Source organism: Spirillospora sp. CA-128828, assembly GCF_050945415.1.
In the GTDB taxonomy this organism is placed as follows: Bacteria; Actinomycetota; Actinomycetes; order Streptosporangiales; family Streptosporangiaceae; genus Spirillospora.
Genome location: NZ_CP191986.1, coordinates 1,806,636 through 1,832,680 on the forward strand (window position 1 = coordinate 1,806,636; position 26,045 = coordinate 1,832,680).

Here is a 26,045-nt window from a genome sequence, read left to right on the forward strand (position 1 = left end):
GGTGATCGGCGATTTTTTGCGGGCGAAGATGACGCTTTCCGGACTTGTTGACCTTGCGTGCACCGACCCCGGTCTGGAGCGCGCTCTCAAGCGGGCGCGCGCCGACCAGGAGGTCGTCGCGCCCGCCGCGCTGTGGCCGATCCTGGCCGCGGCGCTGAGCCGCAGCCTGCGCGCCGGCGGCGCGGGGGGCGTGGTGCTCGCGGTGACCGCGACCGGCCGGGAGGCCGAGGACCTGACCGCCGCGCTGGCGAGCCTGCTCGACCCGGGCCGCATCGCGCACTTCCCCGCGTGGGAGACGCTGCCGCACGAGAAGCTTTCGCCGCGCTCCGACACGGTCGGGCAGCGCCTCGCGGTGCTGCGGCGGCTCGTCCACCCGGACGCGGCCCAGCCGGACGAGGACGGCAAGGGTGGCGCGCTGGACGTGGTCGTCACGCCGATCCGCGCCGTCCTGCAGCCGATCGTGTCCGGGCTCGCCGACCTGGAGCCGGTACGGCTCGTCTCCGGCGAGGACGCCGACATGGACGACACCGTCCGGAACCTCGTGGATGCCGGCTACCACCGCGTCGACCTGGTGGAGAAGCGCGGCGAGATCGCGGTGCGCGGCGGGATCCTCGACGTGTTCCCGCCGACCGAGGAGCACCCGCTGCGCGTGGAGTTCTGGGGCGACACGGTCGAGGAGATCCGCTACTTCAAGGCGGCCGACCAGCGCTCCCTGGAGGTCGCGCAAGGCGGGCTCTGGGCGCCGCCATGCCGGGAGCTGCCGCTCACGCAGCAGGTGCGCGAGCGCGCCAAGCTGCTCGCCGAGGAGCACCCGGCGCTGGAGGAGATCCTCGGCCGGATCGCCGACGGCGACACCGTCGAGGGCATGGAGGCCTTCTCACCCGTCCTCGCCGAGAGCATGGAACTGCTCACCGACCTGCTGCCGGAGGGGTCGGTGCTGCTGGTGTGCGAGCCGGAGCGGATCCGCACCCGGTCGGTCGAGCTGGTCCGGACGAGCCAGGAGTTCCTGGAGGCGAGCTGGGTCAACGCGGCCGCCGGGGGCGAGGCGCCGATCGACCTCGGCGCCGCCGCGTTCCGCTCGCTGGAGGAGGTCCGTCAGCACAGCACCGAGCTGGGGCTGCCCCGATGGAGCGTGACAGCGCTCAATCCCGAGGGCGATGCGCTGAACCTGGGGGTGCAGCCGGCGGAGGCGTACCGGGGCGACACGTCCCGGGTCGTCGGCGACCTCAAGGGCTGGATCGACGGCGGCTGGCGGGTCGTGATGGTGACCGCCGGGCACGGGCCCGCGGAGCGGCTCGTCCAGCTGGTCGGCGAGGAGGGGATCGGCGCGCGGCTCGCCGGCCTCGGCGGGCCGCCCGAGCCGTCCCTGGCCACGGTCACGACCGGGCTGCTGGAGAACGGCTTCACCTGGGAAGCGGTCAAGCTCGCGGTCCTGACCGAGACGGACCTGTCCGGGCAGAAGTCGTCCACGAAGGACGCGCGGCGCATGCCGTCCCGGCGGCGCGGCGGCATCGACCCGCTGCGGCTCAAGCCCGGCGACTACGTCGTGCACGAGCAGCACGGCGTCGGCCGGTACGTGGAGATGGTCAGCCGGACGGTGCAGGGCGCCACCCGCGAGTACCTGATCCTGGAGTACGCGAAGAGCGACCGGCTGTTCGTCCCGACCGACCAGCTCGAAGAGCTCACCCGCTATGTCGGCGGCGAGGCGCCGAGCCTGCACCGGCTCGGCGGCGCCGACTGGCAGAAGGCCAAGTCCCGCGCCCGCAAGGCCGTCAAGCAGATCGCCGGGGAGCTGATCCGGCTCTACTCGGCGCGGATGGCGAGCCCCGGCCACCCGTTCGCGACCGACACCCCGTGGCAGCGGGAGCTGGAGGACGCGTTCCCGTACGTGGAGACGCCCGACCAGCTCGCCGCCATCGACGAGGTGAAGGGCGACATGGAGAAGGCCGTCCCCATGGACCGGCTGATCTGCGGCGACGTCGGCTACGGCAAGACCGAGATCGCGGTGCGGGCGGCGTTCAAGGCCGTCCAGGACGGGCGGCAGGTCGCCCTGCTCGTCCCGACGACGCTGCTCGTCCAGCAGCACATGTCGACCTTCTCCGAGCGGTTCGCGGCGTTCCCGGTCGTGGTGAAGCCGATCAGCCGGTTCCAGTCCGACAAGGAGATCGAGGAGACGCTCCGCGGCCTGTCCGAGGGCACCGTGGACGTCGTCGTCGGCACCCACCGGATCCTGTCGTCGCAGACCCGGTTCAAGAACCTCGGCCTGGTCGTCATCGACGAGGAGCAGCGGTTCGGCGTCGAGCACAAGGAGGAGCTGAAGCGGCTCCGGACGCAGGTGGACGTGCTCGCCATGTCCGCGACGCCGATCCCGCGCACGCTGGAGATGGGCCTGACCGGCATCCGGGAGATGTCGACGATCCTCACCCCGCCGGAGGAGCGGCACCCCGTCCTGACGTTCGTCGGCCCGTACGAGGAGAAGCAGATCGCCGCCGCGATCCGCCGCGAGCTGCTGCGCGAGGGCCAGGTGTTCTTCGTGCACAACCGGGTCCGGTCGATCAACAAGGTCGCGGCGAACCTGGCGCGGCTCGTCCCGGAGGCGCGGATCGGCATCGCGCACGGCCAGATGAACGAGCACGAGCTCGAAAAGGTCATGGTCGACTTCTGGGAGAAGAACTACGACGTCCTCGTCGCGACCACGATCGTCGAGTCCGGCCTGGACGTGCCGAACGCCAACACCCTCATCGTCGACCGCGCCGACATGTACGGCCTGTCGCAGCTCCACCAGCTGCGCGGACGCGTCGGGCGCGGCCGGGAGCGGGCGTACGCCTACTTCCTCTACCAGCCGGAGCAGCCGCTGACCGAGACCGCGCACGAGCGGCTCGCGACGCTGGCGCAGCACACCGAGGTCGGCGCCGGCATGTACGTCGCGATGAAGGACCTGGAGATCCGCGGCGCCGGCAACATCCTCGGCGCCGAGCAGTCCGGGCACGTCGCGGGCGTCGGCTTCGACCTGTACGTCCGGATGGTCGGGGAGGCCGTGCGGGAGCTGAAGGACGGCGGCGGCGGCGAGCCCGAGGCCGTCGAGACGAAGGTCGAGCTGCCCGTCGACGCGCACCTGCCGCACGAGTACGTGCCGGGGGAGCGGCTCCGGCTGGACGCCTACCGCCGCATCGCCGCCATCACGTCCGACGACGAGATCGGCGCCGTGCACGACGAGCTGAAGGACCGGTTCGGGCCGCTGCCCGTCCCGGTGCTGAACCTTCTCGAAGTCGCGCGGTTCCGCGCCAAGGCCCGCAAGGCGGGGCTCACCGACGTCACCGTCCAGGGCAACTTCATCAAGTTCACGCCCGTGCATCTGCCCGACTCCAAGCAGGTCAGGCTGCAGCGGCTCTACCCGAAGAGCATCCTGAAGCCGGCGACCGACACCCTGCTCGTCCCGGCGCCGAAGACCGCGCAGTTCGGCGGCCGGCCGCTGCGCGACCAGGAACTGCTGACGTGGGCGACCGGGCTGGTCGACGCCCTTTTCCTGCAACCCGCCACGCAGCGCTAACCTCTCTGAGGGCGATCCCAGCCCCCGAGACAGCTCAAGCGACGAGACGAGGAATCCGTGCCTGGTAAGTCCGTGAAGGCAGCGGTGGCGGCCGTGGTGGCGGCCGTCGCGCTGGCCGGCTGCGGCGGCTCCCCGAAGGTCGGCACCGCCGCCCTCGTCGGCGACGACCGCATCACCGTCACCACGCTCAGCCAGAACGTCCGCGACTGGCGGACGCAGTTCCGGGCGGACCCGGCGGCCAACGAGCTGCGCGCGAACGCGACCGGCCTGACGCCGCAGCTCGCCGGCGACTCCGAGTCGGACCTGCAGGGCGCGCTGACCCTGCTGATCAACTTCAAGGTCGCCGCCAAGGTCGCGGACCAGGCCGGCGTCGACGTCACCGGCGGGCTGGTCGACGCCGCCGTCCACGACCTGAACGACGAGGGCGGCGCCGCGTCGATCACCCTGGCGAGCGGGCTGCCCCGCGCGCACACCCGCGACCTCGCGCGGCTCGTCGCGACGCAGCGGGCCGTCATGCAGCGGTTCGGCGCCGATCTGAAGAACCCGCTGAACCCGGCGACGCAGCAGGCCGGGCAGCAGTGGAACGAGCTGTTCCAGCGGACCGCCGGCGACATGCACGTCAAGGTCAACCCGCGCTACGGGCACTACGACGCGTCCAAGTTCGAGATCGGCCCGATCGTGTACCGGCTGTCCAGCCCCGAGTCGGGTATCTGAGCCGTATGAGCCTGACCCTGCTCGCGACCACGCACCGGGTCGCGCCGGGCCTGCTGACCTGGCGGGCCTGGGACGCGCTCCGGTCGGCGGACGCCGTCCGGCTCCGGGACGGGCATCCGCTGCTGCCCGCACTCCTCGACGCCGGGATCGTCCCGGACGTCGTGGACGAGCCCGACCCAGCCGCGCTGGTCGCGGACGGCCGCCGGGCGGACGTCCTGTGGGTGGCCGCGCCCGAGGGCGACGAGGAGCTGATGCGCGGGATCGGGAACCTGGTCGTGAACGACCCCCTGGACGTCGAGGTGCTGCACGGCTCCTACGACCTTCCTGGAGCGCGCCTGCTCGACCTCGTGTCGGTGATGGACACACTGCGCCGCGAATGCCCGTGGGACCGCAAGCAGACGCACGTCACCCTCGTTCCGTACCTGCTGGAGGAGGCGTACGAGGTCCTCGACACCATCGAGTCCGGAGACTACGGCGCGCTCCGCGAGGAGCTGGGCGACGTGCTGATGCAGGTGGCGTTCCACTCGGTGGTGGCCGCGGAACGCGACGACGAGACCGCGTTCACGATCGACGACGTGGCGGGCGCGATCGTCGACAAGCTCGTCCGGCGCCACCCGCACGTGTTCGGGGACGTGACGGTCTCCGGCGCCGACGAGGTCAACGCCAACTGGGAGCAGATCAAGGCGGCCGAGCGGGCGGAGAAGAGCGGCGCCGAGGCGTCCGCGCTCGACGGCGTGCCGATGGGCCAGCCCGCGCTGTCGCTGGCCGCGCAGCTCCAGCGCCGCGCCGCCCGGATGGAAGCCCCGGCGGGCCTCGCCGACGACCTGACCGGCGGCGGGAACGAGCTCGGGGCCCGGCTTTTCGCGCTGGTCCGGGAGGCGGCCGAACGCGGAGTGGACCCGGAGGCGGAGTTGCGCGCCGTATCCCGGGTATTCCGCGATCGTGTCCGCGCGTGGGAACGGCGAGAGCAGTCCGGCTGATTCGGGGGATATCGACCGGAACCTCGCCGATGGGGTGGTCGGGCGGAGAAGGCGCGTTTACGCTAAGCGCGTGCCGACCGAGGGCGAAGGTGACACAGGGGACCCCGACAGCGGAGCCCCCGGCCCGCGCCGCCGGCGTCCGCGCCGGCTGCTCACCCGGTCGACGACCCGCGCCGAGAAGGCCCGTGCGCTGCGCGGGCTGGGCGCGCTCGGCGGGCTCGCCGGCGTGCTCGTCGCGCTCATGCTGCTGCCGACCGCGTGCACGGCGGGCGTCGGCGCCCGCGACGCGGCCGGCTGGTTCGAGTCCGAGCCGGACGGGCTGACGACCTCCGGCGTCCCGCAGCGGTCGAAGATCCTCGCCGCGGACGGCTCCACCATCGCCACGTTCTTCTACCAGAACCGGGTGGACGTCCCGATGAACAAGATCGCCCCGATCGTCCGGGAGGCGGTGCTGGCGATCGAGGACAGCCGGTTCTACGAGCACGGCGCCATCGACACGCAGGGCACGCTGCGGGCGCTCGCCACCAACCTCAGCAGCGGGCAGGTGGACCAGGGCGGGTCCGGCATCACCCAGCAGTACGTGAAGAACCTGCTGCTCACCCAGGCCGACTCGGACGCCGAACGGCAGGCGGCCAAGGAGATCTCCGCGGCCCGCAAGATCCGCGAGCTGCGGTACGCGGTGGCGCTGGAGAAGAGGTACAGCAAGGACGAGATCCTCCGCCGCTACCTCAACATCGCCTACTACGGCGACGGCGCCTACGGCGTCGAGGCGGCGGCCCGGCACTACTTCTCCAAGCACGCCTCCGAACTGAACCTGCCCGAGGCGGCGCTGCTCGCCGGCGTCATCCGCTACCCCTACGCCTACGACCCGACCCGCCACCCCGGCGCGGCCCGGCAGCGCCGCGACACGGTCCTGGACCGGATGGCCGACCTCGGCCGGCTCGACCGCGGCAAGGCGGAGGCGGCCAAGAGGCAGCCCATCAAGCTGGACGTCGACAACGTGCGGAGCGGCTGCGTCTCCAGCAAGGCGCCGTTCTTCTGCGACTACGTCCAGCGCGAGATCCTCACCAACCCGGTGTTCGGCAAGACGGCCGTCGACAGGGAGAAGCTGCTCAAACGCGGCGGGCTCACGATCCGCACCACGCTGGACAGGCGGGCGCAGAAGGCCGCGCAGCGCGCCGTGGACGGGCATGTCCCGCAGAAGAACTCCGCGCACAAGGCCGCCGCCGAGGCGATGGTGGAGCCGGGCACCGGCGACATCAAGGCGATGGTCGTCGACCGCGAGCTCGGCCCCGACAAGGAGCGCGGCAAGACGTGGATCAACTTCGCCGCCGACGCCAGCCACGGCTCCAGCATCGGCATGCAGGCCGGGTCCACGTTCAAGGCGTTCACGCTGGCCGCCGCGCTGGACGAGGGCCTGCCGTTCGGCACCCGGCTGATGGCGCCGCGCGCGTACACGCCGGTCGGCTACCGCAACTGCGACGGCGACCGCGTCGGCGATCCGACCGCCTCGCTGCGCAACGCCGCCGACGGTGAGGGCGGCAGGGAGTTCAGCATCGTCACCGGGACGCACCACTCGGTCAACACGTTCTTCCTCGCGCTGGAGAAGAAGGTCGGCCTCTGCGACACCGTCAAGATGGCCGAACGCCTCGGGATGAAGCAGGCGAACGGCAAGCCGCTGGAGGAGTACCCGTCGTTCACGCTCGGCTTCAACCCCGTCTCCCCGCTGCGGATGGCGGCCGCCTACGCTGCGTTCGGCGCCCGCGGGAAGTACTGCAGGCCGATCGCCATCCGGGAGATCCGGAACCCGGCGGGGAAGAAGCTGAAGGTCCCGGGGCGCGACTGCAAGCAGGCGATGGACGAGGGCGTCGCCGACGCCGTCAACTACGTACTGCGCGGCGTCCTCACCAAGGGCACCGCGCGCGGCATGGGTCTCGGCCGCGACGCCGCCGGCAAGACCGGCACCGTCGACAACTTCTCCGCGGCCTGGTTCGCCGGGTACACCCCGGACCTCGCCGCGGCCGTCTGGGTCGGCGACCCGCGCGGCGGTTACAAGCACCCGATGGAGAGCCTCTGCATGGACGGCCAGTGCTATGGCGCCGTGTTCGGGGCGACGATCCCGGCGCCGATCTGGCGGCAGAGCATGCTGGGGGCGCTGTCGCACACGGAACCGGGCTCGTTCCACCGGCCGCCGTCGCGCTACTTCAGCAAGGGCTCCGGCGAGGACCGGGCCAAGGTGCCGGACGTTCGGGGCATGCGGCCGGCCGAGGCCGTCGCCAGGCTCCGCGCCGCCGGCTTCAGGGCCAGGATCGGCGCGCCCGTCCCGTCCCGCCGCTATCCGAAGGGCACCGTCGCCGGCATGTCGCCGGGGCCGGGCTCGGCCGAGCCGGGCAACACCATCACCCTGTACGTCAGCAGGGGCTCCAAGCGCGGCGAGGCGGGCGGACGGCCCGGACGCGGCGGCGGGCAGCGGGCGCCCGTCCCGCCGGCCACCAGCACGCCGCGGGCCGGTGACCCGGCCCAGCAGGCACCCGCGTGACCTGCGCGTCCGTGTGATCGTCCGGTCGCCGGGTAGATCGTCATTGGGTGCGCACACCGCACCGATCCGTTCGGGGGGACGATCGTCATGCGAGCCATCGCCGTGTCCGAGTACGGCGCCACACCGGCGCTGATGAACCTGCCGCGCCCGGAGCCCGGGCCAGGCGAGATCCTGGTGAAGCTGATCGCCGCCGGGCTGAACCCGCTCGACTGGAAGATCGCCGACGGCATGCTCAAGGACTCCGTCGACGCGCCGTTCCCGCTGATCCTCGGCGGGGACGGCGCGGGAGTCGTGGACGAGGTCGGCGAGGGCGTGACCCGGTTGGGGCAGGGCGAGCAGGTCTACGGGTCGTTCCGCGACGTCGAGCGCGGGGTCGGCAGCTTCGCCGAGTACGCCGTCGTCCGCGAGGACGGCCCGGTCGCGCGGATGCCGCAGGGGATGATCTACACGCAGGCCGCGGCGGTGCCGACCGCGAGCATGGCCGCGCTCGGCATGGTCGAGGCGGCGCAGATCGACACCGGCCGGACCGTCCTCGTCGTGGGTGCGACCGGCGGCGTCGGGCAGGGCGTGGTGCAGCTCGCGTCCCGCGCGGGGGCCAAGGTCATCGCGACGGCCCGCGACGACATGGCGGGCACGATGCGGCGCCTCGGCGCGGACGAGACCGTCGACCACTCGGCGGGCGACCTCAACCGGCAGGTGCTCGCCGTCCACTCGGACGGGATCGACGCCGTCCTCGACATGGTCAGCGACACGCGGGCTACCGAGCACATCGCACAGCTGCTCCGGCCCGGCGGGACCTACGTCACCACCACCTGGTCGGTCAACCCCGACTTGATGGAGGCCAAGGGGCTGCGCGGCGTCAACTTCGAGAACGAGCCCTCGGTGGAGGCGCTGGACGGCCTCTCCGATCTCATCGACGCGGGCGCGCTGCGCGTCCGGGTCGAGCGGGAGGTCCCGCTGGCGGACGCGGCCGACGCCCTGGCCGGCAACCGGATCGGCGGCGCGCGCGGCAAGACCGTGCTGCGCATCTGACCCCGCCGGGCCGCACAGGTGAGGACGGCGGCGGGGCGGGCATGCAGAGCCACAGGAGGAGCTAATGAACCAGAGCCGGCCCGAGGACGACCGCCGCACCCGTCTGAGCGACATCGAGGCGTCGCTGGAGCGGCTGCGCGCCGACCTTCCCCCGCCCCCCAGCGACGCCACGGACTTCGTGGACTCCGGGCAGTATCTGGCCGCCCGCGAGGAACTGCAGGGTCAGATCGAGCTGCTGGAGGCCGAACGCGAACGGCTCCGCACCGATCTCGGCCTCTCCTGAGGCCGGACGCGGGACGGGAACAAAGCCCGACCGGCCCCGGTTCACCGAGTTGTGTCAAGCAACTGAGAAGGGGGCCGGTATGACGACCTACGAGGAGTTCGAGCGCGCGACGCTGTTCTTCGACGCCGGTGACTACGCGGCCGCCGCGGGCATGCTGGCGCCGATCGTCGCCGCCGGCCCGGGCAACCGCTCGGCGGTCGAGCTGCTCGGCCGCGCGTACTTCCACAGCGCGCAGTTGCGCCGGGCGGAGGAAACGTTCCGCCGGCTCGTCGAGCTGGACCCCTGCAACGGCTGGGCGCACGAGGCCCTCGCCCGCACCCTGGAGCGGCAGAGCCGCCCGGACGAGGCCCGCGCCTTCCGCAGGCTGGCGGGCGCCATGGGCGTCGGCCCGGCCGAGCGGGCCGGCGTCTCGGTGACGGCCGCCGACCTGGCCTGAGCCCGCTATCCGCCCGGCAGCCGGAGGACGAACCGGGCGCCGGGCACGCCGTCGATCCGGTCGGTGAGGATCAGCGACCCGCGGTGCGCCTCGGCGATGTCGCGGGCGATGGCGAGGCCGAGGCCGGTGCCGCCGGCGTCCCGGTGCCGGCCCTCGGCCAGCCGCGCGAACCGCTCGAAGACCCGCTCGCGGTCCTCCGGCGGGATGCCGGTGCCGTCGTCGATCACCTCGACCACCGCGGTGTCGGGCGGCTCCGCGCGCAGGATCACCGTCACCTCCGACGCCGCGTGCCGGTCGGCGTTGTCCAGCAGGTTGGTCACGAGCCGGGCCAGTTCGCTCCGCCCGCCGTGCACCGTCACCGGGCCCTCCGACAGCACCGTCACCTGGGTGCGGCGGGGCCGCCGCAGCACCTCCTCGTCGGTGATCTCCGTGAGGTCCACCGGCTCGCGGGTGAAGTTCGGGTCGGCCTCGAGCCGGGTCAGCGCCAGCAGGTCGTCCACCACCGCCGACAGCCGCTCGGCGTTGATCAGGACGGCCTGCAGCGTCTCGGGCAGATCGGCTTCGTCCGGGGCCGACAGCGCCAGCTCCAGCTCCATCCGCAGCGCGGTGAGCGGGCTGCGCAGCTCATGCGACACGTCGGAGACGAACCCGCGCTGCCGCGCGACCGCCTGCTCCAGCCGGTCAAGCGTCGCGTTCACGCTCTCGGCGAGCAGCCCCACCTCGTCGCGGCGGGGCGGCACCGGCACGCGGCGCTCCAGGTCGGTGGCGGTGATCTCGTCCAGCTCCCGGCGGATCCCGTCGACCGGACGCAGCGTCCGGCTCGCCGCCAGCCACGTCCCGTAGCCGGCGAGGCCGGTGATGAAGGGGATGCTGATCAGCACCAGGCTCGCCGCCAGCGGGCGCGGCAGCGGTCCCGGCGCGGGGGCGAGGGAGTAGACGAACTTGGCGGGCGCCCCGAGGCCCACCTGGTACTCGACGACCAGGAAGCAGCGGCCGCCGGGCGCGTCGATCCCGCAGAAGTGGCCGTCGCGGCGGTCCTCGTCGCGCGGCGGGGGGCGGATGGGCACCCGGGCGCGGTCCTGCATCAGCGGCGAGGCCGCGATTATCCGGCCGCGCCGGTCCGCTACCTGCAGGAGTTCGCCATCGGGCGCCGGGATCGGATCGGTGAGCCTCCCGGTGTTCATCGACGCGGCCACCACCCGCCCTTCGCGGGCCAGCTCCTTCACGGTCTGGTTGGCCGCGTCCCGCTGGATCAGGGCCAGCAGCACCGCGCACAGTGCCGACGAAAGCACCAGGGCGATCAGCACGGCCGTGACCGTCACCCGGACCCGTATCTCCGGGTGCCGTAGCACGGCCCGCCAGATCCAGCGGCTCGGGCCGGCGGACGGCCGGCGGAGCCGGACGCGTATGACGACCTCCCGGGTACGGTTTCTACTGGTACCTGGGATTTCTTGCCTGAATAGGGCAAACAGCACCCTGGCGGGCAGGTAAAAGGATTCTCAGGACCCCTCGTCAACGCCCCAGCGGCGCCGGATCGACCGGTCCACGAGCCCGAACAGCTGGTCGATCAGGATCCCGATGATCAGGATCACCAGCATGTAGGAGATCATGTCGGCGGTGTTGTTCAGCTCCCTGGCCTGCGACAGCAGCACGCCGAGCGACGTCGTGTCGCCGATGATGACGAGCAGCTCGCCGGCCATCAGGCTGCGCCACGCGAACGCCCAGCCCTGCTTCAGCCCCGCCACGAACGACGGCAGCGAGGCCGGCATGATCAGGTGCCGGTACAGCGTGAGGCCGCGCAGCCCCATCACCTTCCCGGCGCGCAGCAGGATCGGCGGCGTGTAGTCGACGCCCGCGATCAGCCCGTTGGCGATCGACGGGGCCGCGCCGAGGATCACCACGAACAGGATCGCGCTCTCGCTGAGCCGGAACAGCAGGATGGCGAGCGGGAACCAGGCGATCGACGGCATCGTCTGCAGGCCGGTGATCAGCGACCCGAACGCGCGGCGCAGCACCCGGAACTGCGACACCAGCGCGCCGACGACCACCCCGGCGGCGACGGCGAGGGCGAACCCGACGACGGCGCGGCGCATCGTCAGCGCGACCGCGTCCCAGAACCGGGACGAGGTGATCTGGTCCCAGAACACCGGCAGGGTGTCGCGGGGGCCCGGCAGGACCCACGGCTCCTTCCAGCCGCTCCACACCACCAGCTGCCAGGCCGCGAGCGCGATGAGCACGGCCGTGACCATCGGCCACACCGCCGACCACGTCCGCTGGACGAGCCGCGCCCGCGTCCTGCCGCCGAGTTCCAGGGCGTCCAGGCCGGCCAGCTCCCGGTCGAGCCGCCCCTCGTCCTTCAGCACCTCATGCGCCATGCCGGACGACCTCCTCGCGCAGCCGGTCGGTGATGGACGCCGCCAGCGAGGCGACCTCGGGCGAGTCGATCCGCCGCGGCCGCGGCATCGGGACGGGGAACTCCTCCACGACCCGGCCCGGGCGGCTGCTGAGCAGCACGACCCGGTCGCCGAGCCGCACCGCCTCCCGGACGTTGTGCGTGACGAACATCACGGTCAGCCCCCGGTCCCGCCAGATCCGTTCGATCTCGTCATGCAGGAGGTCGCGGGTCATCGCGTCCAGCGCGCCGAAGGGCTCGTCCATCAGCAGGACGGTGCCCTGCCCGCCGTCCGCCTCGTCCTCGGTCAGCGCCAGGGCACGGGCGAGCGCTACCCGCTGCCGCATGCCGCCGGACAGCTCGTGCGGACGCCTGCGCGCGAACCCGCCGAGATGCACCGAGTCGAGCAGCGCCCCGGCGCGGTCCCGGCGGTCCGCGCGGGGGACGCCGCGCATCTTGAGGGCGAGTTCGAGGTTCGCCGTCACGGTGAGCCAGGGGAACAGGGCGGGCTCCTGGAACATCAGCGCGACCCGGGCGCCGTCCTTGTCGATCGTCCCGGCGCTCGGCCGGTCGAGGTCGGCGACCAGGTTGAGCAGCGTGCTCTTTCCGCAGCCGGACGCGCCGAGCAGGCACACGAACTCGCCCGGCGCCACGTCCAGGGAGACCTTGTCGAGCGCGAGGAGCGCGGATCCGCCGGTCCCGAACGCCTTCGAGACGTCGCTGAGGCGGACCGCCGTCGTCCCGGTCATCGGTCGCTGACCTCCGCCTTCCCGCTCGACTTGAGCACCTCGTTGAGCGGGCCGAGGTTGTAGATGCCGTCCAGGTCGGTCTTCTCCAGCAGCCCGATCTCCTCGGCATGCTGCGCCCCTGCCGTCAGCGAGGACGCGACCGGGTCGGTGGTGAAGTCGATCTCCTTGAACGCCGATTCGAGGACGTCCTGCTTCAGCGGCTTCCCGCTCAGCTTGGCGAGCGCGTCGTTGGTGACCTTCTCGGCGTCGGCCTTGTTCTGGTTGATGTAGTCGGTCGCCTCGACGACGCCCTGGAGCAGCTTCTTGACTTGGTCGGGGTGCTTCTTCTCGTACTCCTGGCCGACGAGCAGGCTGGTGATCACGAACTTGCCACCGGGCCACAGCGACTTCTCGTCCAGCAGCTTCTTGCCCTTGTTCTCCAGGATCAGCCGGGACGCGTACGGCTCGGGGACCCAGGCGCCGTCGATCTCGCCCTGCGCGAACGTCTGCAGCGTCTGCGCGTTCTCCTGCGGGACGACCTTGACGTCGCCGCTGCCGTCCTTGTTCGCGGTGAGGCCGTTCTTCTTCAGCCAGTAGCGCAGCGCCACATCCTGCGTGTTGCCGAGCTGGGGCGTCGCGATCTTCTTGCCGCGCAGGTCCTGGACGCCCTTGATCCCGGGCTTCACGACCAGCGACACGCCGCCCGAGGCGGCGCCGGAGATGATGTGGACGGCCTTGCCGTGCGACTTGGCCCAGGCGTTGATGGACGGGTTGGGCCCGACGAACGTCGCGTCGATCGCGCCGGAGAACAGCGCCTCGACGGCGGCGGGGCCGGCGTTGAACGTCGCGGTCTTCGGCGCGGTCCCGAGGTGCTTGGCGAAGATGCCCTTCTCGACACCCACGAGGGCGGTCGCGTGCGTGACGTTCGGGAAGTAGCCCAGTCTGAGGGGCGCGTCCGCGCCGGACCCGTCATCGTCGCCGCCGCAGGCGCCGAGCGTGCCCGCTGCGACCAGAACGGTCAGTGCCACGGCGGCGAAGCGCCCGCGAAGTCCACGATGCATTATGATCTTTCCCTACCAATCAAGTCTGTTTGACCTGGACAGTAGATAAGGTAGGCAATACCTGCGTCAAGTCGCCGCCTCAGCAGGGTTTCGTCCACCCTGTCCCTTATGGGAACCGTCCGCCCCGGGAACGGCGAGGCGGTTGGGCGGCGCGGGGGCCGCGCGGATAGGCTCGGTGACCGCACCAGACCATCCGCACCATCAGGGGGTTCCCCGTGTCGTCGATCGAGGCCGTACTCGCCCGGGAGATCCTGGACTCCCGCGGGAATCCGACCGTCGAGGTCGAGGTCCTGCTCGCCGATGGGACCGAGGCGCACGCGGCGGTCCCGAGCGGAGCCTCCACGGGCCAGTTCGAGGCGGTCGAGCTGCGGGACGGCGGTGAGCGCTACGGCGGCAAGGGCGTCCGCAACGCCGTCAAGGCCGTCAACGAGACGATCGACGAGAAGCTCGTCGGCTACCCCGCGTCCGACCAGCGGCTGATCGACCAGCTCCTGGTCGACCTGGACGGGACCCCCGCCAAGTCCGCGCTCGGCGCCAACGCGATCCTCGGCGTCAGCCTGGCCGTCGCCAAGGCCGCCGCCGACTCGGCCGGCCTCCCGCTGTTCCGCTACGTGGGCGGCCCGAACGCGCACCTGCTGCCCGTCCCGATGATGAACATCGTGAACGGCGGCGCGCACGCCGACACCAACGTCGACGTCCAGGAGTTCATGATCGCGCCGATCGGCGCGACCACCTTCGCCGAGGCGCTGCGCTGGGGAGCCGAGACCTACCACGCGCTGAAGTCGGTGCTGAAGTCGCGGGGCCTGAACACCGGCCTCGGCGACGAGGGCGGCTTCGCGCCCGACCTGCCGAGCAACCGGGACGCGCTCGACCTGATCATGGAGGCGATCCGCAAGGCCGGCTTCACCCCCGGCCGCGACATCGCCCTCGCGATGGACGTCGCCGCCAGCGAGTTCCACGCCGACGGCCAGTACGCGTTCGAGGGCACCAAGCGGTCCGCCGACGACATGGCCGCCTACTACGCCGAGCTGCTCGGCGGCTACCCGCTCGTCTCGATCGAGGACCCGCTCGACGAGGAGGACTGGGCCGGCTGGGAGGGCCTCACCGCCGCCGTCGGCGACCGGGTCCAGCTCGTCGGCGACGACCTGTTCGTCACCAACCCCGAGCGGCTCGGCCGCGGCATCAAGTCCGGCGCCGCGAACGCGCTGCTGGTCAAGGTCAACCAGATCGGCACGCTCAGCGAGACCCTCGACGCCGTCTCGCTCGCGCAGACGAGCGGCTACCGCTGCATGATGAGCCACCGGTCCGGCGAGACCGAGGACACCACGATCGCCGACCTCGCCGTCGCGACCAACTGTGGCCAGATCAAGACCGGCGCCCCGGCCCGCAGCGACCGCGTCGCCAAGTACAACCAGCTGCTGCGCATCGAGGAACTGCTGGACGACGCCGCCCGCTACGCCGGCGCCGCCGCGTTCCCGCGCTTCGACGCGCAGGGCTGAGATCGCGTGATCCGGCGGGCGGGGCGCCGCCCCGCCCGCCGGGCACCGGGTTCCGGGCAGCCGAGCCACAGGCAGGGGACACGATGGCGCAAGGCGACGACCGAGCGGGCCCCCGAGGCGGGCGCGACGCGGGCGAGACCGATCGCGGCGGCGACGGCGCCGGGCCGCGCCGCACGAACCCGGCGCTGACCAGCCGCGCCGCAATCCTCGCGGTCGTCGTGTGCGCGATCGCGCTCAGCCTCGCCTACCCTGTCCGGGAGTACATCGCCCAGCGCAAGGAGATCTCCGATCTCCGCCGCCAGGAGGCCATGTCCCGCCGGCAGGTGGAGGAACTCGCCCAACGCAAGCAACAATTGGGCGATAAGTCGTACATTGAGCGTGAGGCGACGCGAAGACTCCATTACTGCCGTCCTGACGTAAAGTGCTACATCGTGCTGGACGGCAGCGAGGGCGACGGGCAGCAGTCCCGCAAGGGCGGACCGGCGACCAGACCGCCCTGGTACGAGACGCTGTGGCGGTCGGTGGAGGCCGCCGACCGGCCGCGCTGAGCCGTCCGCGGCCGCGCGCGGCCGCGGACGCGTCCGGCGGGTGGGGCCGGACTCGTACGAGGAGCCGGCGCGACGGCACGGGAGAACGGGGCCGGTGGAAGAACGGGATCACGGGATCCACGGGTGGGGACGAATGATCGAAGCAGATGACACGGCCGCCGTCGCGGCCCAGCTCGGGCGGGAGCCGCGCGGCGTCCGCGCGGTGGCGAGCCGCTGCCCGTGCGGGCTGCCCGCCGTCATCGAGACGGCGCCGCGGCTGCCCGACGGGACCCCTTTCCCCACGCTGTTCTACCTGACGTGCCCGAAGGCCGCCTCGGCCATCGGGACGCTGGAGGGCAGCGGCATCATGCGGGACATGCAGGCCAGGCTCGCCGATGACCCGTCCCTGCGGGCGAAGTACGCCGCCGCCCACGAGGACTACCTGCGCCGCCGCGACGAGGCCGCCCGCGGCGAGGGCGTCGAACCGCTTCCGGAGGGCATGCAGAGCGCCGGCGGCATGCCGGAGCGCGTCAAATGCCTGCACGCCCTCATCGCCCACGAGCTGGCCGTCCCGGGCGTCAGCCCGTTCGGCCGCGAGGCCCTGGACGCGCTCCCCGAATGGTGGCGCTCGGGGCCCTGCGTCCAGGTGGAACCGGAACCGGGGGAGGCCCGATGACCGCAGCGAAGCGAGGATCGTCGGGCCTCCGGGCCCGGGGGTCTGGGGGCCGCCCCCAGAAAGGTGGGGCGCGGTGACGCGCGTCGCGGCCATCGACTGCGGGACGAACTCGGTCCGCCTGCTGATCGCCGACATCGCGCCCGGCGGCGACGGCGAGAGCGGCGGGACCCTCACCGACGTCGAACGCCGGATGGAGATCGTCCGGCTGGGGGAGGGCGTCGACGAGACCGGGCGGCTGTCGCCCGCCGCGCTGGAGCGCACCTTCACCGCGATGCGCGGGTACGCCGGGCTGATCGAGCGGCACGGCGCCGGCGCCGGGCACGGGCCGATCAAGACCCGGGTGGTGGCGACCAGCGCGACCCGCGACGCGGCGAACCGGGCCGACTTCGTCAGCGGCGTCGTCGAGATCTTCGGCGTCGTCCCCGAGGTGATCAGCGGGGACGAGGAGGCCGGGCTGTCGTTCACCGGCGCCACCCGGGAGCTGGCCGCGCTGCGCCCGGCCCGCCCCTACCTGGTGGTCGACATCGGCGGCGGATCCACCGAGTTCGTGGTCGGCACCTCGTCCGCCGCCGCGGCCCGCTCGATCGACATCGGCTGCGTGCGGATGACCGAGCGGCACCTGAAGGACGACCCGCCCTCGCCCGAGCAGATCTCGAACGCCGCCGCCGACATCGACGCGGCCCTCGCCGCCGTCCGGGAGACCGTGCCGGTGAACGAGGCACGCACGCTCGTCGGGCTCGCCGGGTCCGTCACCACGGTCGCCGGCATCGCGCTCGACCTGCCGGCGTACGACCCGTCCCGGATCCACCTGTCGCGCATCACCGCCGGCCAGGTCCACGAGGTGACCCGGCGGCTGCTGCACGCCACCCGCGCGGAGCGGGCCGAGTTCGGCGTCATGCATCCCGGCCGGGTCGACGTGATCGGCGCCGGCGCGCTGATCCTCGACCGGATCATGCGCGAGTACGGGTTCGGCGCCGTCGTGGTCAGCGAGCACGACATCCTGGACGGCATCGCCTGGTCGCTGGTCTGACCGGTCAGTACTTGAGCCGAGCGAGCAGCGCGGGGATCAGCACGGCGTTCGGGTTCTGCTGCGGGACGTAGAGGATCGGCGAGGCGCTGCCCGCCTGCTGGATCCAGACCCGGCCCCGGTCGACCGTCGCGCCGGAGATCGACGACCAGCTCAGCGACACCCGGTTGCCGCGCACGCCGCCCGGGTGGACGGTGAGGCCCTGCGCCACGTCGACCGACTCGCCCGCCCGGACCCGGGACGCCAGCTCCGCGACGAGACGCTCCTCGGCATAGTCCTGGCACAGCTGGATCAGCCGCCCCCAGACGTGCTCGGGCTCGTCGTCCGGGCCCGGCAGGGTGCCGGGTTCGATCACCACCTCCACGCGGGGGCCGCCGTGGAACGGGTGCCGGCCCGCCTGGAAGATCCACTGGGTGCCGGGGACGTGGCCGGATCCGGCCGGGCGTTCCGCCGCCCAGTACGCCACCCATTCGACGCGCGCCCAGGTGATCGACGTGCTCCCGTAGGCGACGAGCACGTCGTCGGCGAGCAGCCGTAAGCCGCGCACGTTCACGTCCAGGGGCTGGACGGACGGCGCGCGGTCCCAGGTCGGCGCCTGCGGGGCGGCGTGCGGCGTCCCGCCGGCGGGCTCCCCGCGGGACCGCCGCTCCCGCCGGGGGATCCGCGGCGGCCGGTCCGGCTCGGGGTTCAGCCGCTCGGTCCAGTTCTCCCCGTCCCACCAGCGCAGGCTTCCCGTGCCGTAGGGGTCTGGGTACCAGCCCGGTTGCGACACTGCCTGCCTCCCGCTTCGCGCAATGGCGTGCCGGACACCCGCCTCCCCGACCGGCGAACGCATCGTACCGACCGGACCCGCGTCGCACGGGTCATGGGCGGAACCCGGCCACCGCGTGTGGCGTGGGACGATCGGTGGTATGCCGCCCGCCAACGCCCCGTTCGTCCCGCCCGGATCGGGCTGGCCGGAAGACCCCGCCGTCCCCGGCACCCCGGTCGCGCACGGCACCGGCGAGGTCGTCGAACTGGCCGCCAAGGCGCCGGATCTCAACGAGCTGTGCGCCCGCCAGTCGGTGTGCCGCGCGTGCGACCGGCTCGTGGAGTGGCGGCAGAAGGTCGCCGTCCAGCGGCGACGGGCGTTCGCGGACGAGGAGTACTGGGGACGCCCCGTAGCCGGCTGGGGCGCGGCGGAGCCGCGGATCCTCATCGTCGGGCTGGCCCCGGCCGCGCACGGCGGCAACCGCACCGGGCGGATCTTCACCGGTGACCGCTCCGGCGACTGGCTGTTCGCGTCCCTGCACCGGGTGGGGCTCGCCGCGCAGCCGGACAGCGTCCACGCCGGGGACGGGCAGCGGCTGGTCGGGGCGCGGATGGCGGCGACCGTCCGCTGCGCGCCGCCCGACAACAAGCCGACCCCGCTGGAGCGGACGACCTGCCTGCCGTGGCTGGCCCGGGAGGTCGAGATGGTCGCGCCGAGCGTCCGCTGCGTCGTGTGCCTGGGCGGGTTCGCCTGGCAGGGCGTGTGGCCGGCGCTCAAGCAGGCCGGGTACGGCGTGCCGCGGCCCCGGCCCAAGTTCGGCCACGGCGCGGAGGTCGAGCTGACGCCGCCGTCCTCGGTGGCCCGGCGCGATCCCGTCCTGCTGCTCGGCTGCTACCACCCGAGCCAGCAGAACACCTTCACCGGCCGCGTCACCGAGGACATGCTGGACGCGGTGTTCATCCGCGCCCGCGATCATCGCTAACGCGGTTCCGGATTCGTCGTGAGGGGCGTCAGGCGAATCTGGCCGTGCTGGCAGACGGAACCGTACGTCCAGGTCGCGTTCGTCCGCTCCGTCTGGTTCGGCGGGATCACCTTCAGGACGGTCGCGACGGGTTCGCAGTCGGCGCCCGTCTCGTCCCCAGCGGGCACGGCCGCCCAGTGCAGCCGCTCGTAGGCGCCGGCGCCGTTGTAGATCGTGATCGTCCGGGGCGTGCCCTCGCGGACGACCTTGGTGGGAACGGCCCCGGCCGAGTTCGCCAGCTGGAGGCCGGACCAGCCGCCCGTCGTGCAGTGCTTGCCCGACGTGTTGGTCAGCACGAGCGTCGCGTAGCGGTTCCCGGCTGCGGCGCCGAGGTCGGTCAGGGACGCCTTGAGCATCCCGGTGGTGCAGCGCGGACGCGCGGCGGCTCCGCCTCCGGAGGCGCCGGTTCCGGGCCTGCCGGTCGTTCCGTTCCCTCCGCCGCCCGTCCCGGTGCCGGGAGACCCCGGGCTCGTGGCGGTGGCCGCCCCCGGCGGCGGTGGCGTGGTGGCCCCGCCGGACGAGGTGCGGCTCGCGTTCGAGGTGGCGCCGCATCCCGCGAGCGCGGCGGCGACGGCCGCCGCGGCGAGGATCCCCCAGATCAGTCGTGGCATCGTGCCCCCCGGTGACGAGCCGACGGCGAGGCCGGGCCTTGGCCAAGCGGCCGTGGCGCGGCGGACCGGCCCCTGCACCGGTCCGCCGCCCGCGGCCGCTTGGCGCCCCCGTCCGGCCACGGCCTCGCCGTCTCTCTTCTGGTGGTACATCCGGTGAGATGCCGGATGTGGTCATGAAGTTCGCAAGTCGGGCAAATACGTGAGCCCGCCTCATATGCGGGTACCGCTCCCGACATGCCATCCGAGCGCACGAAACAGATCGTCATCGTCGGCGGCGGGTACGTCGGCATGTACACGGCCCTGCGGCTTCAGAAGAAGCTGCGCGGCGAACTGCGCCGTGGCGAGGTCGCCGTCACCGTCATCGACCCACAGTCCTACATGACCTACCAGCCGTTCCTGCCCGAGGCGGCCGCGGGGAACCTGGAGCCGCGGCACGTCGTGGCGCCGCTGCGGAAGGTCCTGAACCGCTGCCAGATCGTGAACGGGTTCGTGACCCGGATCGACCACGCCTCCAGGCGGGTCACCGTCCGGCCCGCCGGGTCGGAGACCGCCGGCGTGCCCGAGCGCGACATCGGCTACGACCTGCTCGTCGTCGCCCTCGGCTCCATCTCGCGGACGCTGCCCATCCCAGGCCTCGCCGACTGCGGGATCGGTTTCAAGACCGTCGAAGAGGCGATCTTCCTGCGCAACCACGTCCTGCACCAGCTCGACATCGCCGCGTCCAACGCGGGCGACGAAGAGGTCCGCAGACGGGCGCTGACCTTCGTGTTCGTCGGCGCCGGATTCGCGGGCGTCGAGGCCATGGCCGAACTGGAGGACATGGCCCGGGACGCCTGCAAGTGGTACCCCGCCATCGACCAGCGCGAGATGCGCTGGCTGATGGTGGAGGCCACCGACAGGATCCTGCCCGAGGTCGGCCCCGAGATGGGCCGCTGGACCACCGAGGCCCTCCGCCGCCGCGGCATCGAGGTCAAACTCAACACGCTGCTGAAGTCCGCGGAGAAACGGCGCATCGTGCTGAGCGACGGCGAAGAGTTCCAGGCCGGCACCCTCGTCTGGACCGCCGGCGTGAAACCGCACCCCGTCCTCAAGGACAGCGACCTGCCGCTCGACGACAAGAACCGCCTCAAGGCCACCGCGGAACTGACCGTGGACGGGCTCGACCACGTCTACGCCGCGGGCGACAACGCGGCCGTCCCCGACCTCACCGCCACCGGCGACTTCACCGCGCCCAACGCCCAGCACGCGGTCAGGCAGGCCAAACGCCTCGGCGACAACATCGTGGCCGACCTCCGCGGCAGGCCCAGGAAGCCGTACAGGCACGCCTACGTCGGCTCCGTCGCGAGCCTCGGCCTGCACAAGGGCGTCGCGAACGTCTACGGGCTGAAACTGCGCGGACTGCCCGCCTGGGTCATGCACCGCACCTACCACCTGTCCCGCATGCCGACCGCCAACCGCAAGTTCCGGATCACCATGGACTGGACCCTCGCGCTGTTCTTCCAGCGGGAGATCGTCTCGCTCGGCGAACTCGAATGGCCGCGCCAGGAATTCGAACTCGCCGCCGGCCGCAGCCACGACACCTGACCGACCCCCTTGACCACGCGAAACATTCCACTGGCCGGACCCGGCCGCGCGACGACTCCCCAGACGGCCCTCGGACCCGGCGCTGTCAGCCACTGACTCGATATGATGACGCCGCCCCTGTAGCCCAATGGCAGAGGCAGGCTCCCTAAAAGAGCCAATGTGTCGGTTCGAGTCCGACCAGGGGCACGAGGCGGCTGGGGCTGCTCGCCGATCTTCGATCGGCTTCGCCATGGCCCGCTGTGTTTTCCCAGGGGGGCGACCCCCTGGAACCCCCGTCACGCGGGCCGTGCGGCCTCCGGGCGCAGAGCGCCCTCCGGCCACCCGGGCCGCGGGGCGGTGCTGCTCGCCGATCTTCGATGGCTTCGCCATGTCCCCAGAGGGCGCCCCTGGAACCCCGTCGCGGGGCGGTGTTGCTCGCCGAGCTTTGATCGGGTTCGCCGGGGCCTCTGTTTCCCCGTCCAACTGCTCCGGCTGAGGCGTGGTTGACCGAGGGTGACTAGATGGATCGTGTCGGCTGATCATGTGGGGGTTTCGCGTTTAGACTGGGGGCCACTGCGGCCGAAGTGGAGACCTGATGGAGAGCAGAAACCCCGCGTTCCGGGGGAACGCCTTCTACCAGCGGACCGGAGGGCAGGGCTACGGGGCGCCCGGGTACGGGGCGCAGCAGTACGGTGCACCCGCCGGGTACGGAGCCCCCTACGCGCCACCGGGTGTCCGGCCGATGACCATGGACGATGTCGTCGTCCGCGGATTCCTGACGCTCGCCACGCTGGTGATCACGGCGGCGCTCGCGTGGGCGCTGGTGCCCACCGAGATGGCCGTCCCCGTGCTGGTCGTGGCGCTCATCGCCGAGGTCGGCATCTGGGCGTTCATCTCGTTCGGCCGCAAGGCCAACGCGCCGATGGTGCTGGCGTTCGCCGCGGTCTACGGGGTCGTCGTCGGCATCGTCAGCCACACCTACAACGACGTCTACAACGGGATCGTCTTCCAGGCCGTGATCGGGACGGCGCTGGCGTTCGGCGCGACGCTCGCCGTCTACGCGCTGCGCATCGTCCGGGTCACGCCCAAGTTCGCCAAGTTCGTGATGGCCGCCGGCCTCGCGCTCATCGGACTGATGATCGTCAACCTGCTGGTGAGCGCCTTCGGCGGTGACCACGGCATCGGCATCCGCGACCCCGGCAACCCGCTCGCCTACGTGTTCAGCGTCGTCGCGATCCTCGTCGGCTGCTTCTTCCTGCTGCTCGACTTCGACTCGGTCGAGCAGGGCGTCCGCTCCGGTGCGCCGGAGAAGTTCGCCTGGTACTGCGCGTTCGGGCTGGTGCTGAGCCTGGTGTGGATCTACCTGGAGGTCCTGCGGCTGCTCAGCTACTTCAGCGGACGCGACTAGCGTCCCCCGCAATGATCAGCCCCGCGCCGCGACGGCGTGGGGCTGATCTGTGTGGGATCTCAACGCCAGGGTCGTGACGGCACAGCGGCACGACGGCGGGGGCATCCGTTGGCGGGATCCCACCACGTCCGTATGAAGTTCGCGCGGCGCGTAAGGCGCCGTCAGTAGTGGCGCGCGCGCCGTGTGCGCTCGTGCTCGCGGACCAGGGCGGCCGCGTAGCCGTGGGAGAGGTTGTGCTCCTCGGCCAGCCAGGTACTGCGTTCCTCGCAGCGGGTGAACGAGGGTCCGTTCTCGATGGTGGTGAACCACTCGGGGATGTCACGTCCTGTGACTTGCGGAATGCGGGCGATCAACTTGCTGTGCGTCTCCGGCGAGTGGTTCAGTGACAATTGGCACCTCCAGGTCGCGGGGCTCTTCCTGCCGACTCTGCAACACCTCTCCGCATGTGACAACCCCCTAACGGGGACCTATCTATTGCGTTACGTAGATCATCTGTAACGGGGAGGTTCCCCGGAAGCGCGCGGGTGGTCCGCGCGCCCCCGGGTGGTGTTCGCAATCGCCGTCAGGACAGGCGTTCCAGGACCATCGCCATGCCCTGGCCGCCGCCTACGCACATGGTCTCCAGCCCGAACTGCTTGTCGTGGAACCTGAGTCCGTTGAGAAGCGTGGAGGTGATGCGGGCGCCGGTCATGCCGAACGGGTGGCCGACCGCGATCGCGCCGCCGTTGACGTTCAGCTTGTCGATGTCGATGCCGAGCTCCTCGGCGGACGGCAGCACCTGCGCCGCGAACGCCTCGTTGATCTCGACGAGGTCGATGTCGTCGATGGTCATGCCGGCCTTGGCGAGCGCCCTGCGGGACGCCTCCACCGGGCCGAGGCCCATGATCTCGGGGGAGAGCCCGGTGACGCCGGTCGACACGATCCGGGCCAGCGGGGTGATGCCGAGCTCGGCGGCCTTGGTGTCGCTCATCACGACGACCGCGGCGGCGCCGTCGTTCAGCGGGCAGCAGTTGCCCGCGGTGACCGTCCCGTCCGGCCGGAACACCGGCTGGAGCTGGGAGACCTTCTCGTAGGTCGTGCCGGGCCGGGGGCCGTCGTCCTTGGACACGACGGTGCCGTCCGGCAGCGTCACCGGAGTGATGTCCTTCTCCCAGAACCCGTTGGCGAGGGCCTTCTCGGCGAGGTTCTGCGAGCGGACGCCGAACTCGTCCTGCGCCTGCCGGGAGACGCCGCGCAGCCCGGCCACGTTCTCGGCCGTCTGGCCCATCGCGATGTAGATGTCGGGCAGGGTGCCGTCCTCGCGCGGGTCGTGCCACACCGGCGCGGCGCCCTCGCCGGTCGTGACGGTGCGGGCCTGCGCGTCGGCGAACAGCGGGTTCTGCGTGTCGGGCAGGCCGTCGCTGCTGCCCTTGGCGAACCGGCTGACGGTCTCGACGCCCGCCGAGACGATGACGTCGGCCTCGCCCGCCCGGATCGCGTGCAGCGCCATCCGGGTCGTCTGGAGCGAGGACGAGCAGTACCGGGTGATGGTGGCGCCGGGCACGTTGTCCCAGCCCAGCAGGACGGACACGACGCGCGCCATGTTGTAGCCCTGCTCGCCGCCGGGCAGCCCGCAGCCGAGCAGCAGGTCGTCGATCCGGCTCGGGTCCAGCTCCGGGACCTTCGCCATCGCGGCGGTGATCATCTGGGCGGTGAGGTCGTCGGGCCGGATGTCCTTGAGCGACCCCTTGAAGGCGCGGCCGATCGGCGAGCGCGCGGTTGCGACGATGACTGCCTCGGGCATGTGCGGTCTCCTGTCTCAGCGGCCGGGACGGCGTTAACTTACCCACCGGTCACCAGCAATCTAACCGCTGGTCCCTTGCCCCGTACACGCCGCCCCCGGGCGAAGTCCCGGCGGCCCGGTGACCGCCGCCCCATGTGTCCGGGACGCCGGAGGCCGGACCCTGAGACCGGCGCCACCTGCCAGGTCGCCCAAAGCGCGGGTGCGGTCTGGCCGGTGCACCGGACGGCCGGGGCTCGTCGAAGGTGACCGGACGGGTCCCGGCCCCCACCTCACTCGTCCGCCTCAGCCGTCCGCCTCGGCCGCCGGCAGGCTTCGGGCCCGCGCGGGGCGCGGCCACCGGGGCGTGCGGATCCGGGTGCGCGCCCGCGAGAAACCGGCCGCGCAGCGGGTCGCCAGCCGCACCGGGGCGACGCGCAGATCGCCGTGCCGCCCGGCGCGGGAGGGCCGCCAGGGCCCGGCGCCGATGGCGACGCGACGCGGGCGCAGGGTGGCCCAGCGGCCGCGGGGGCCGCGCTCGCGGCCCCGCACGGAGGCGCCCGTGACCTCGGTGCCGGCCCGCTCGGCCGCCTCGGCCGCGGCGCGGTAGACGGGCAGGACGTCCTCGCCCAGGTGGCCGGCCAGGTCGTGCCGCAGCCCGAGCGCGGACGCCACCGACGGCAGGACGGCCGCGGCCGCGGCGGCATAGCCCCGGGCGGACGGGTGGTAGCGGTCCTCGCTGAACATCGCGCGCGGGTCGGCGGCGAACTCGCGGCCGAGCAGTCCGCCGAGCGACACCGAGCGGGCGCCGCGCTCGACGGCGGCGATCGTCTGCGCGGCGGCGAGCTGGCGGCTGGCGCGCCGCGCGAACCATCTGAGCGGCGGCATCAGCGGCTTGATCGAGCCGAGGTCGGGACAGGTGCCGACGACGACCTCACCGCCCGCGGCGCGGAGCCGCTCCACGGCGTCCGCCAGGTGCCGGACGGACTCGCCGGCCGGCACCCGCCCGGTCACGTCGTTCGCGCCGATCATGATGACGGCGATGTCGGGGCACGTCTCCAGGGCGCGGTCGACCTGGCCGCTGAGAGCCTGGGAGCGGGAACCGGAGCGGGCGACGTTCGTCAGCCGGACGGGACGCCTGGCGGTCGCGGACAGCCCGGTGGCGAGGACCGCGGCCGGCGTCTCGTCCGGGGTGTGGACGCCGAGCCCCGCCGCCGTGGAGTCGCCGAGCATGACGAGCGACAGCGGGGCCCCGCCGCATACCTCGCCGTACAGCCCGTCCGCCGCCGGCGGGTCGCCGTTCGGCGTGGCTAAGATGATCTTCCGGGCGAGCTTGGCCTCCATCACGAGCAGGCCGAACGTGATGCCGCCCAAGGCCGTGATGCCCCCGCCGCCATAGGCCGCGGCCGCCGCGATCCGGCGCGCGGTGAATGCTCTCAACATGCTGCGCTGACCCTCCGTGATTTAGTTCCTACCCGCACGGAGGGG

The 26,045-nt window shown here is 72.4% G+C and carries 23 protein-coding genes and 1 tRNA gene; 15 read left to right on the forward strand and 9 right to left on the reverse strand.

Features of this window, described 5'->3' with window-relative positions:
- Positions 1 to 28: 28 nt before the first annotated feature.
- From mfd to ACQPXG_RS09250, 7 genes are all read left to right on the forward strand, one after another.
- Positions 29 to 3,550 (forward strand): transcription-repair coupling factor, encoded by a 3,522-nt coding sequence (mfd, locus tag ACQPXG_RS09220; protein ID WP_433467202.1) that lies wholly within the window; start codon positions 29 to 31, stop codon positions 3,548 to 3,550.
- Positions 3,551 to 3,607: 57 nt separating this feature from the next.
- Positions 3,608 to 4,264 (forward strand): hypothetical protein, encoded by a 657-nt coding sequence (locus ACQPXG_RS09225; RefSeq protein ID WP_433467203.1) that lies wholly within the window; start codon positions 3,608 to 3,610, stop codon positions 4,262 to 4,264.
- A 5-nt stretch (positions 4,265 to 4,269) separates the two neighbouring features.
- Entirely contained in the window at positions 4,270 to 5,244 is a 975-nt protein-coding gene (locus ACQPXG_RS09230) for a MazG family protein (protein ID WP_433467204.1), read from the forward strand.
- A gap of 70 nt (positions 5,245 to 5,314) precedes the next feature.
- Positions 5,315 to 7,783, forward strand: a complete 2,469-nt coding sequence (locus ACQPXG_RS09235) for a penicillin-binding protein (protein ID WP_433467205.1) — start codon at positions 5,315 to 5,317, stop codon at positions 7,781 to 7,783.
- A gap of 87 nt (positions 7,784 to 7,870) precedes the next feature.
- A complete protein-coding gene (locus tag ACQPXG_RS09240; RefSeq protein ID WP_433467206.1) occupies positions 7,871 to 8,815 on the forward strand; it encodes an NADP-dependent oxidoreductase in 945 nt (314 codons plus the stop codon).
- 64 nt (positions 8,816 to 8,879) lie between these two features.
- Positions 8,880 to 9,098: a hypothetical protein gene (locus tag ACQPXG_RS09245; protein ID WP_433467207.1), complete on the forward strand. Its 219-nt coding sequence runs from the start codon at positions 8,880 to 8,882 to the stop codon at positions 9,096 to 9,098.
- A 79-nt stretch (positions 9,099 to 9,177) separates the two neighbouring features.
- Positions 9,178 to 9,534: a tetratricopeptide repeat protein gene (locus ACQPXG_RS09250; RefSeq protein WP_433467208.1), complete on the forward strand. Its 357-nt coding sequence runs from the start codon at positions 9,178 to 9,180 to the stop codon at positions 9,532 to 9,534.
- Between the two features lie 5 nt (positions 9,535 to 9,539).
- Here the strand turns inward: ACQPXG_RS09250 and ACQPXG_RS09255 are convergent, their stop codons facing one another.
- From ACQPXG_RS09255 to ACQPXG_RS09270, 4 genes are all read right to left on the reverse strand, one after another.
- Positions 9,540 to 10,856, reverse strand: a complete 1,317-nt coding sequence (locus ACQPXG_RS09255) for a sensor histidine kinase (RefSeq protein ID WP_433467209.1) — start codon at positions 10,854 to 10,856, stop codon at positions 9,540 to 9,542.
- 177 nt (positions 10,857 to 11,033) lie between these two features.
- Positions 11,034 to 11,909, reverse strand: coding sequence for an ABC transporter permease (locus ACQPXG_RS09260; RefSeq protein WP_433467210.1), 876 nt, complete (start codon positions 11,907 to 11,909; stop codon positions 11,034 to 11,036).
- Complete coding sequence (locus ACQPXG_RS09265) at positions 11,899 to 12,675, reverse strand: ABC transporter ATP-binding protein (RefSeq protein WP_433467211.1); 777 nt, start codon at positions 12,673 to 12,675, stop codon at positions 11,899 to 11,901. Before ACQPXG_RS09265 ends, ACQPXG_RS09260 begins: the two co-directional genes overlap by 11 nt.
- Positions 12,672 to 13,715 carry an ABC transporter substrate-binding protein gene (locus ACQPXG_RS09270; protein WP_433467212.1) on the reverse strand — a complete coding sequence of 348 codons (1,044 nt, stop codon included), beginning with the start codon at positions 13,713 to 13,715 and terminating at the stop codon, positions 12,672 to 12,674. Before ACQPXG_RS09270 ends, ACQPXG_RS09265 begins: the two co-directional genes overlap by 4 nt.
- Positions 13,716 to 13,930: 215 nt before the next feature.
- Between ACQPXG_RS09270 and eno the strand changes: the two genes are divergently transcribed.
- The 4 genes from eno (at position 13,931) to ACQPXG_RS09290 (ending at position 17,447) form a co-directional block, all read left to right on the forward strand.
- Positions 13,931 to 15,214: a phosphopyruvate hydratase gene (gene eno, locus ACQPXG_RS09275; RefSeq protein ID WP_433467213.1), complete on the forward strand. Its 1,284-nt coding sequence runs from the start codon at positions 13,931 to 13,933 to the stop codon at positions 15,212 to 15,214.
- Between the two features lie 83 nt (positions 15,215 to 15,297).
- A complete protein-coding gene (locus ACQPXG_RS09280; RefSeq protein WP_433467214.1) occupies positions 15,298 to 15,762 on the forward strand; it encodes an FtsB family cell division protein in 465 nt (154 codons plus the stop codon).
- Positions 15,763 to 15,895: 133 nt separating this feature from the next.
- On the forward strand, positions 15,896 to 16,417 hold the full coding sequence (locus ACQPXG_RS09285) for a DUF501 domain-containing protein (protein ID WP_433467215.1): 522 nt from the start codon (positions 15,896 to 15,898) through the stop codon (positions 16,415 to 16,417).
- Positions 16,418 to 16,490: 73 nt separating this feature from the next.
- A complete protein-coding gene (locus tag ACQPXG_RS09290; RefSeq protein WP_433467216.1) occupies positions 16,491 to 17,447 on the forward strand; it encodes an exopolyphosphatase in 957 nt (318 codons plus the stop codon).
- A 4-nt stretch (positions 17,448 to 17,451) separates the two neighbouring features.
- Here ACQPXG_RS09290 and ACQPXG_RS09295 read toward each other — a convergent pair whose 3' ends face one another.
- Positions 17,452 to 18,216 carry a DUF2510 domain-containing protein gene (locus tag ACQPXG_RS09295; RefSeq protein WP_433467217.1) on the reverse strand — a complete coding sequence of 255 codons (765 nt, stop codon included), beginning with the start codon at positions 18,214 to 18,216 and terminating at the stop codon, positions 17,452 to 17,454.
- A 139-nt stretch (positions 18,217 to 18,355) separates the two neighbouring features.
- Here ACQPXG_RS09295 and ACQPXG_RS09300 point away from each other — a divergent pair, with 139 nt between their 5' ends.
- Complete coding sequence (locus ACQPXG_RS09300) at positions 18,356 to 19,177, forward strand: uracil-DNA glycosylase (protein WP_433467218.1); 822 nt, start codon at positions 18,356 to 18,358, stop codon at positions 19,175 to 19,177.
- Here the strand turns inward: ACQPXG_RS09300 and ACQPXG_RS09305 are convergent.
- A complete protein-coding gene (locus ACQPXG_RS09305) occupies positions 19,174 to 19,827 on the reverse strand; it encodes a DUF4232 domain-containing protein (RefSeq protein WP_433467219.1) in 654 nt (217 codons plus the stop codon). The two genes, ACQPXG_RS09300 and ACQPXG_RS09305, sit on opposite strands and share 4 nt — an antisense overlap.
- A 234-nt stretch (positions 19,828 to 20,061) precedes the next feature.
- On the opposite strand from ACQPXG_RS09305, the gene ACQPXG_RS09310 reads away from it, so the two are divergent.
- From ACQPXG_RS09310 to ACQPXG_RS09320, 3 genes are all read left to right on the forward strand, one after another.
- Positions 20,062 to 21,411 carry an NAD(P)/FAD-dependent oxidoreductase gene (locus ACQPXG_RS09310; protein WP_433467220.1) on the forward strand — a complete coding sequence of 450 codons (1,350 nt, stop codon included), beginning with the start codon at positions 20,062 to 20,064 and terminating at the stop codon, positions 21,409 to 21,411.
- A gap of 113 nt (positions 21,412 to 21,524) precedes the next feature.
- Positions 21,525 to 21,597: transfer RNA gene (locus ACQPXG_RS09315), tRNA-Leu, on the forward strand.
- A 388-nt stretch (positions 21,598 to 21,985) separates the two neighbouring features.
- Positions 21,986 to 22,798, forward strand: a complete 813-nt coding sequence (locus ACQPXG_RS09320; protein ID WP_433467221.1) for a Bax inhibitor-1/YccA family protein — start codon at positions 21,986 to 21,988, stop codon at positions 22,796 to 22,798.
- Positions 22,799 to 22,959: 161 nt separating this feature from the next.
- Here the strand turns inward: ACQPXG_RS09320 and ACQPXG_RS09325 are convergent, their stop codons facing one another.
- The 3 genes from ACQPXG_RS09325 to ACQPXG_RS09335 form a co-directional block, all read right to left on the reverse strand.
- Complete coding sequence (locus ACQPXG_RS09325; RefSeq protein ID WP_179843986.1) at positions 22,960 to 23,187, reverse strand: DUF4287 domain-containing protein; 228 nt, start codon at positions 23,185 to 23,187, stop codon at positions 22,960 to 22,962.
- A 173-nt stretch (positions 23,188 to 23,360) separates the two neighbouring features.
- Entirely contained in the window at positions 23,361 to 24,581 is a 1,221-nt protein-coding gene (locus ACQPXG_RS09330) for an acetyl-CoA C-acetyltransferase (protein WP_433467222.1), read from the reverse strand.
- A gap of 282 nt (positions 24,582 to 24,863) precedes the next feature.
- Positions 24,864 to 26,000, reverse strand: a complete 1,137-nt coding sequence (locus tag ACQPXG_RS09335) for an SGNH/GDSL hydrolase family protein (protein WP_433467223.1) — start codon at positions 25,998 to 26,000, stop codon at positions 24,864 to 24,866.
- Positions 26,001 to 26,045: the final 45 nt, after the last annotated feature.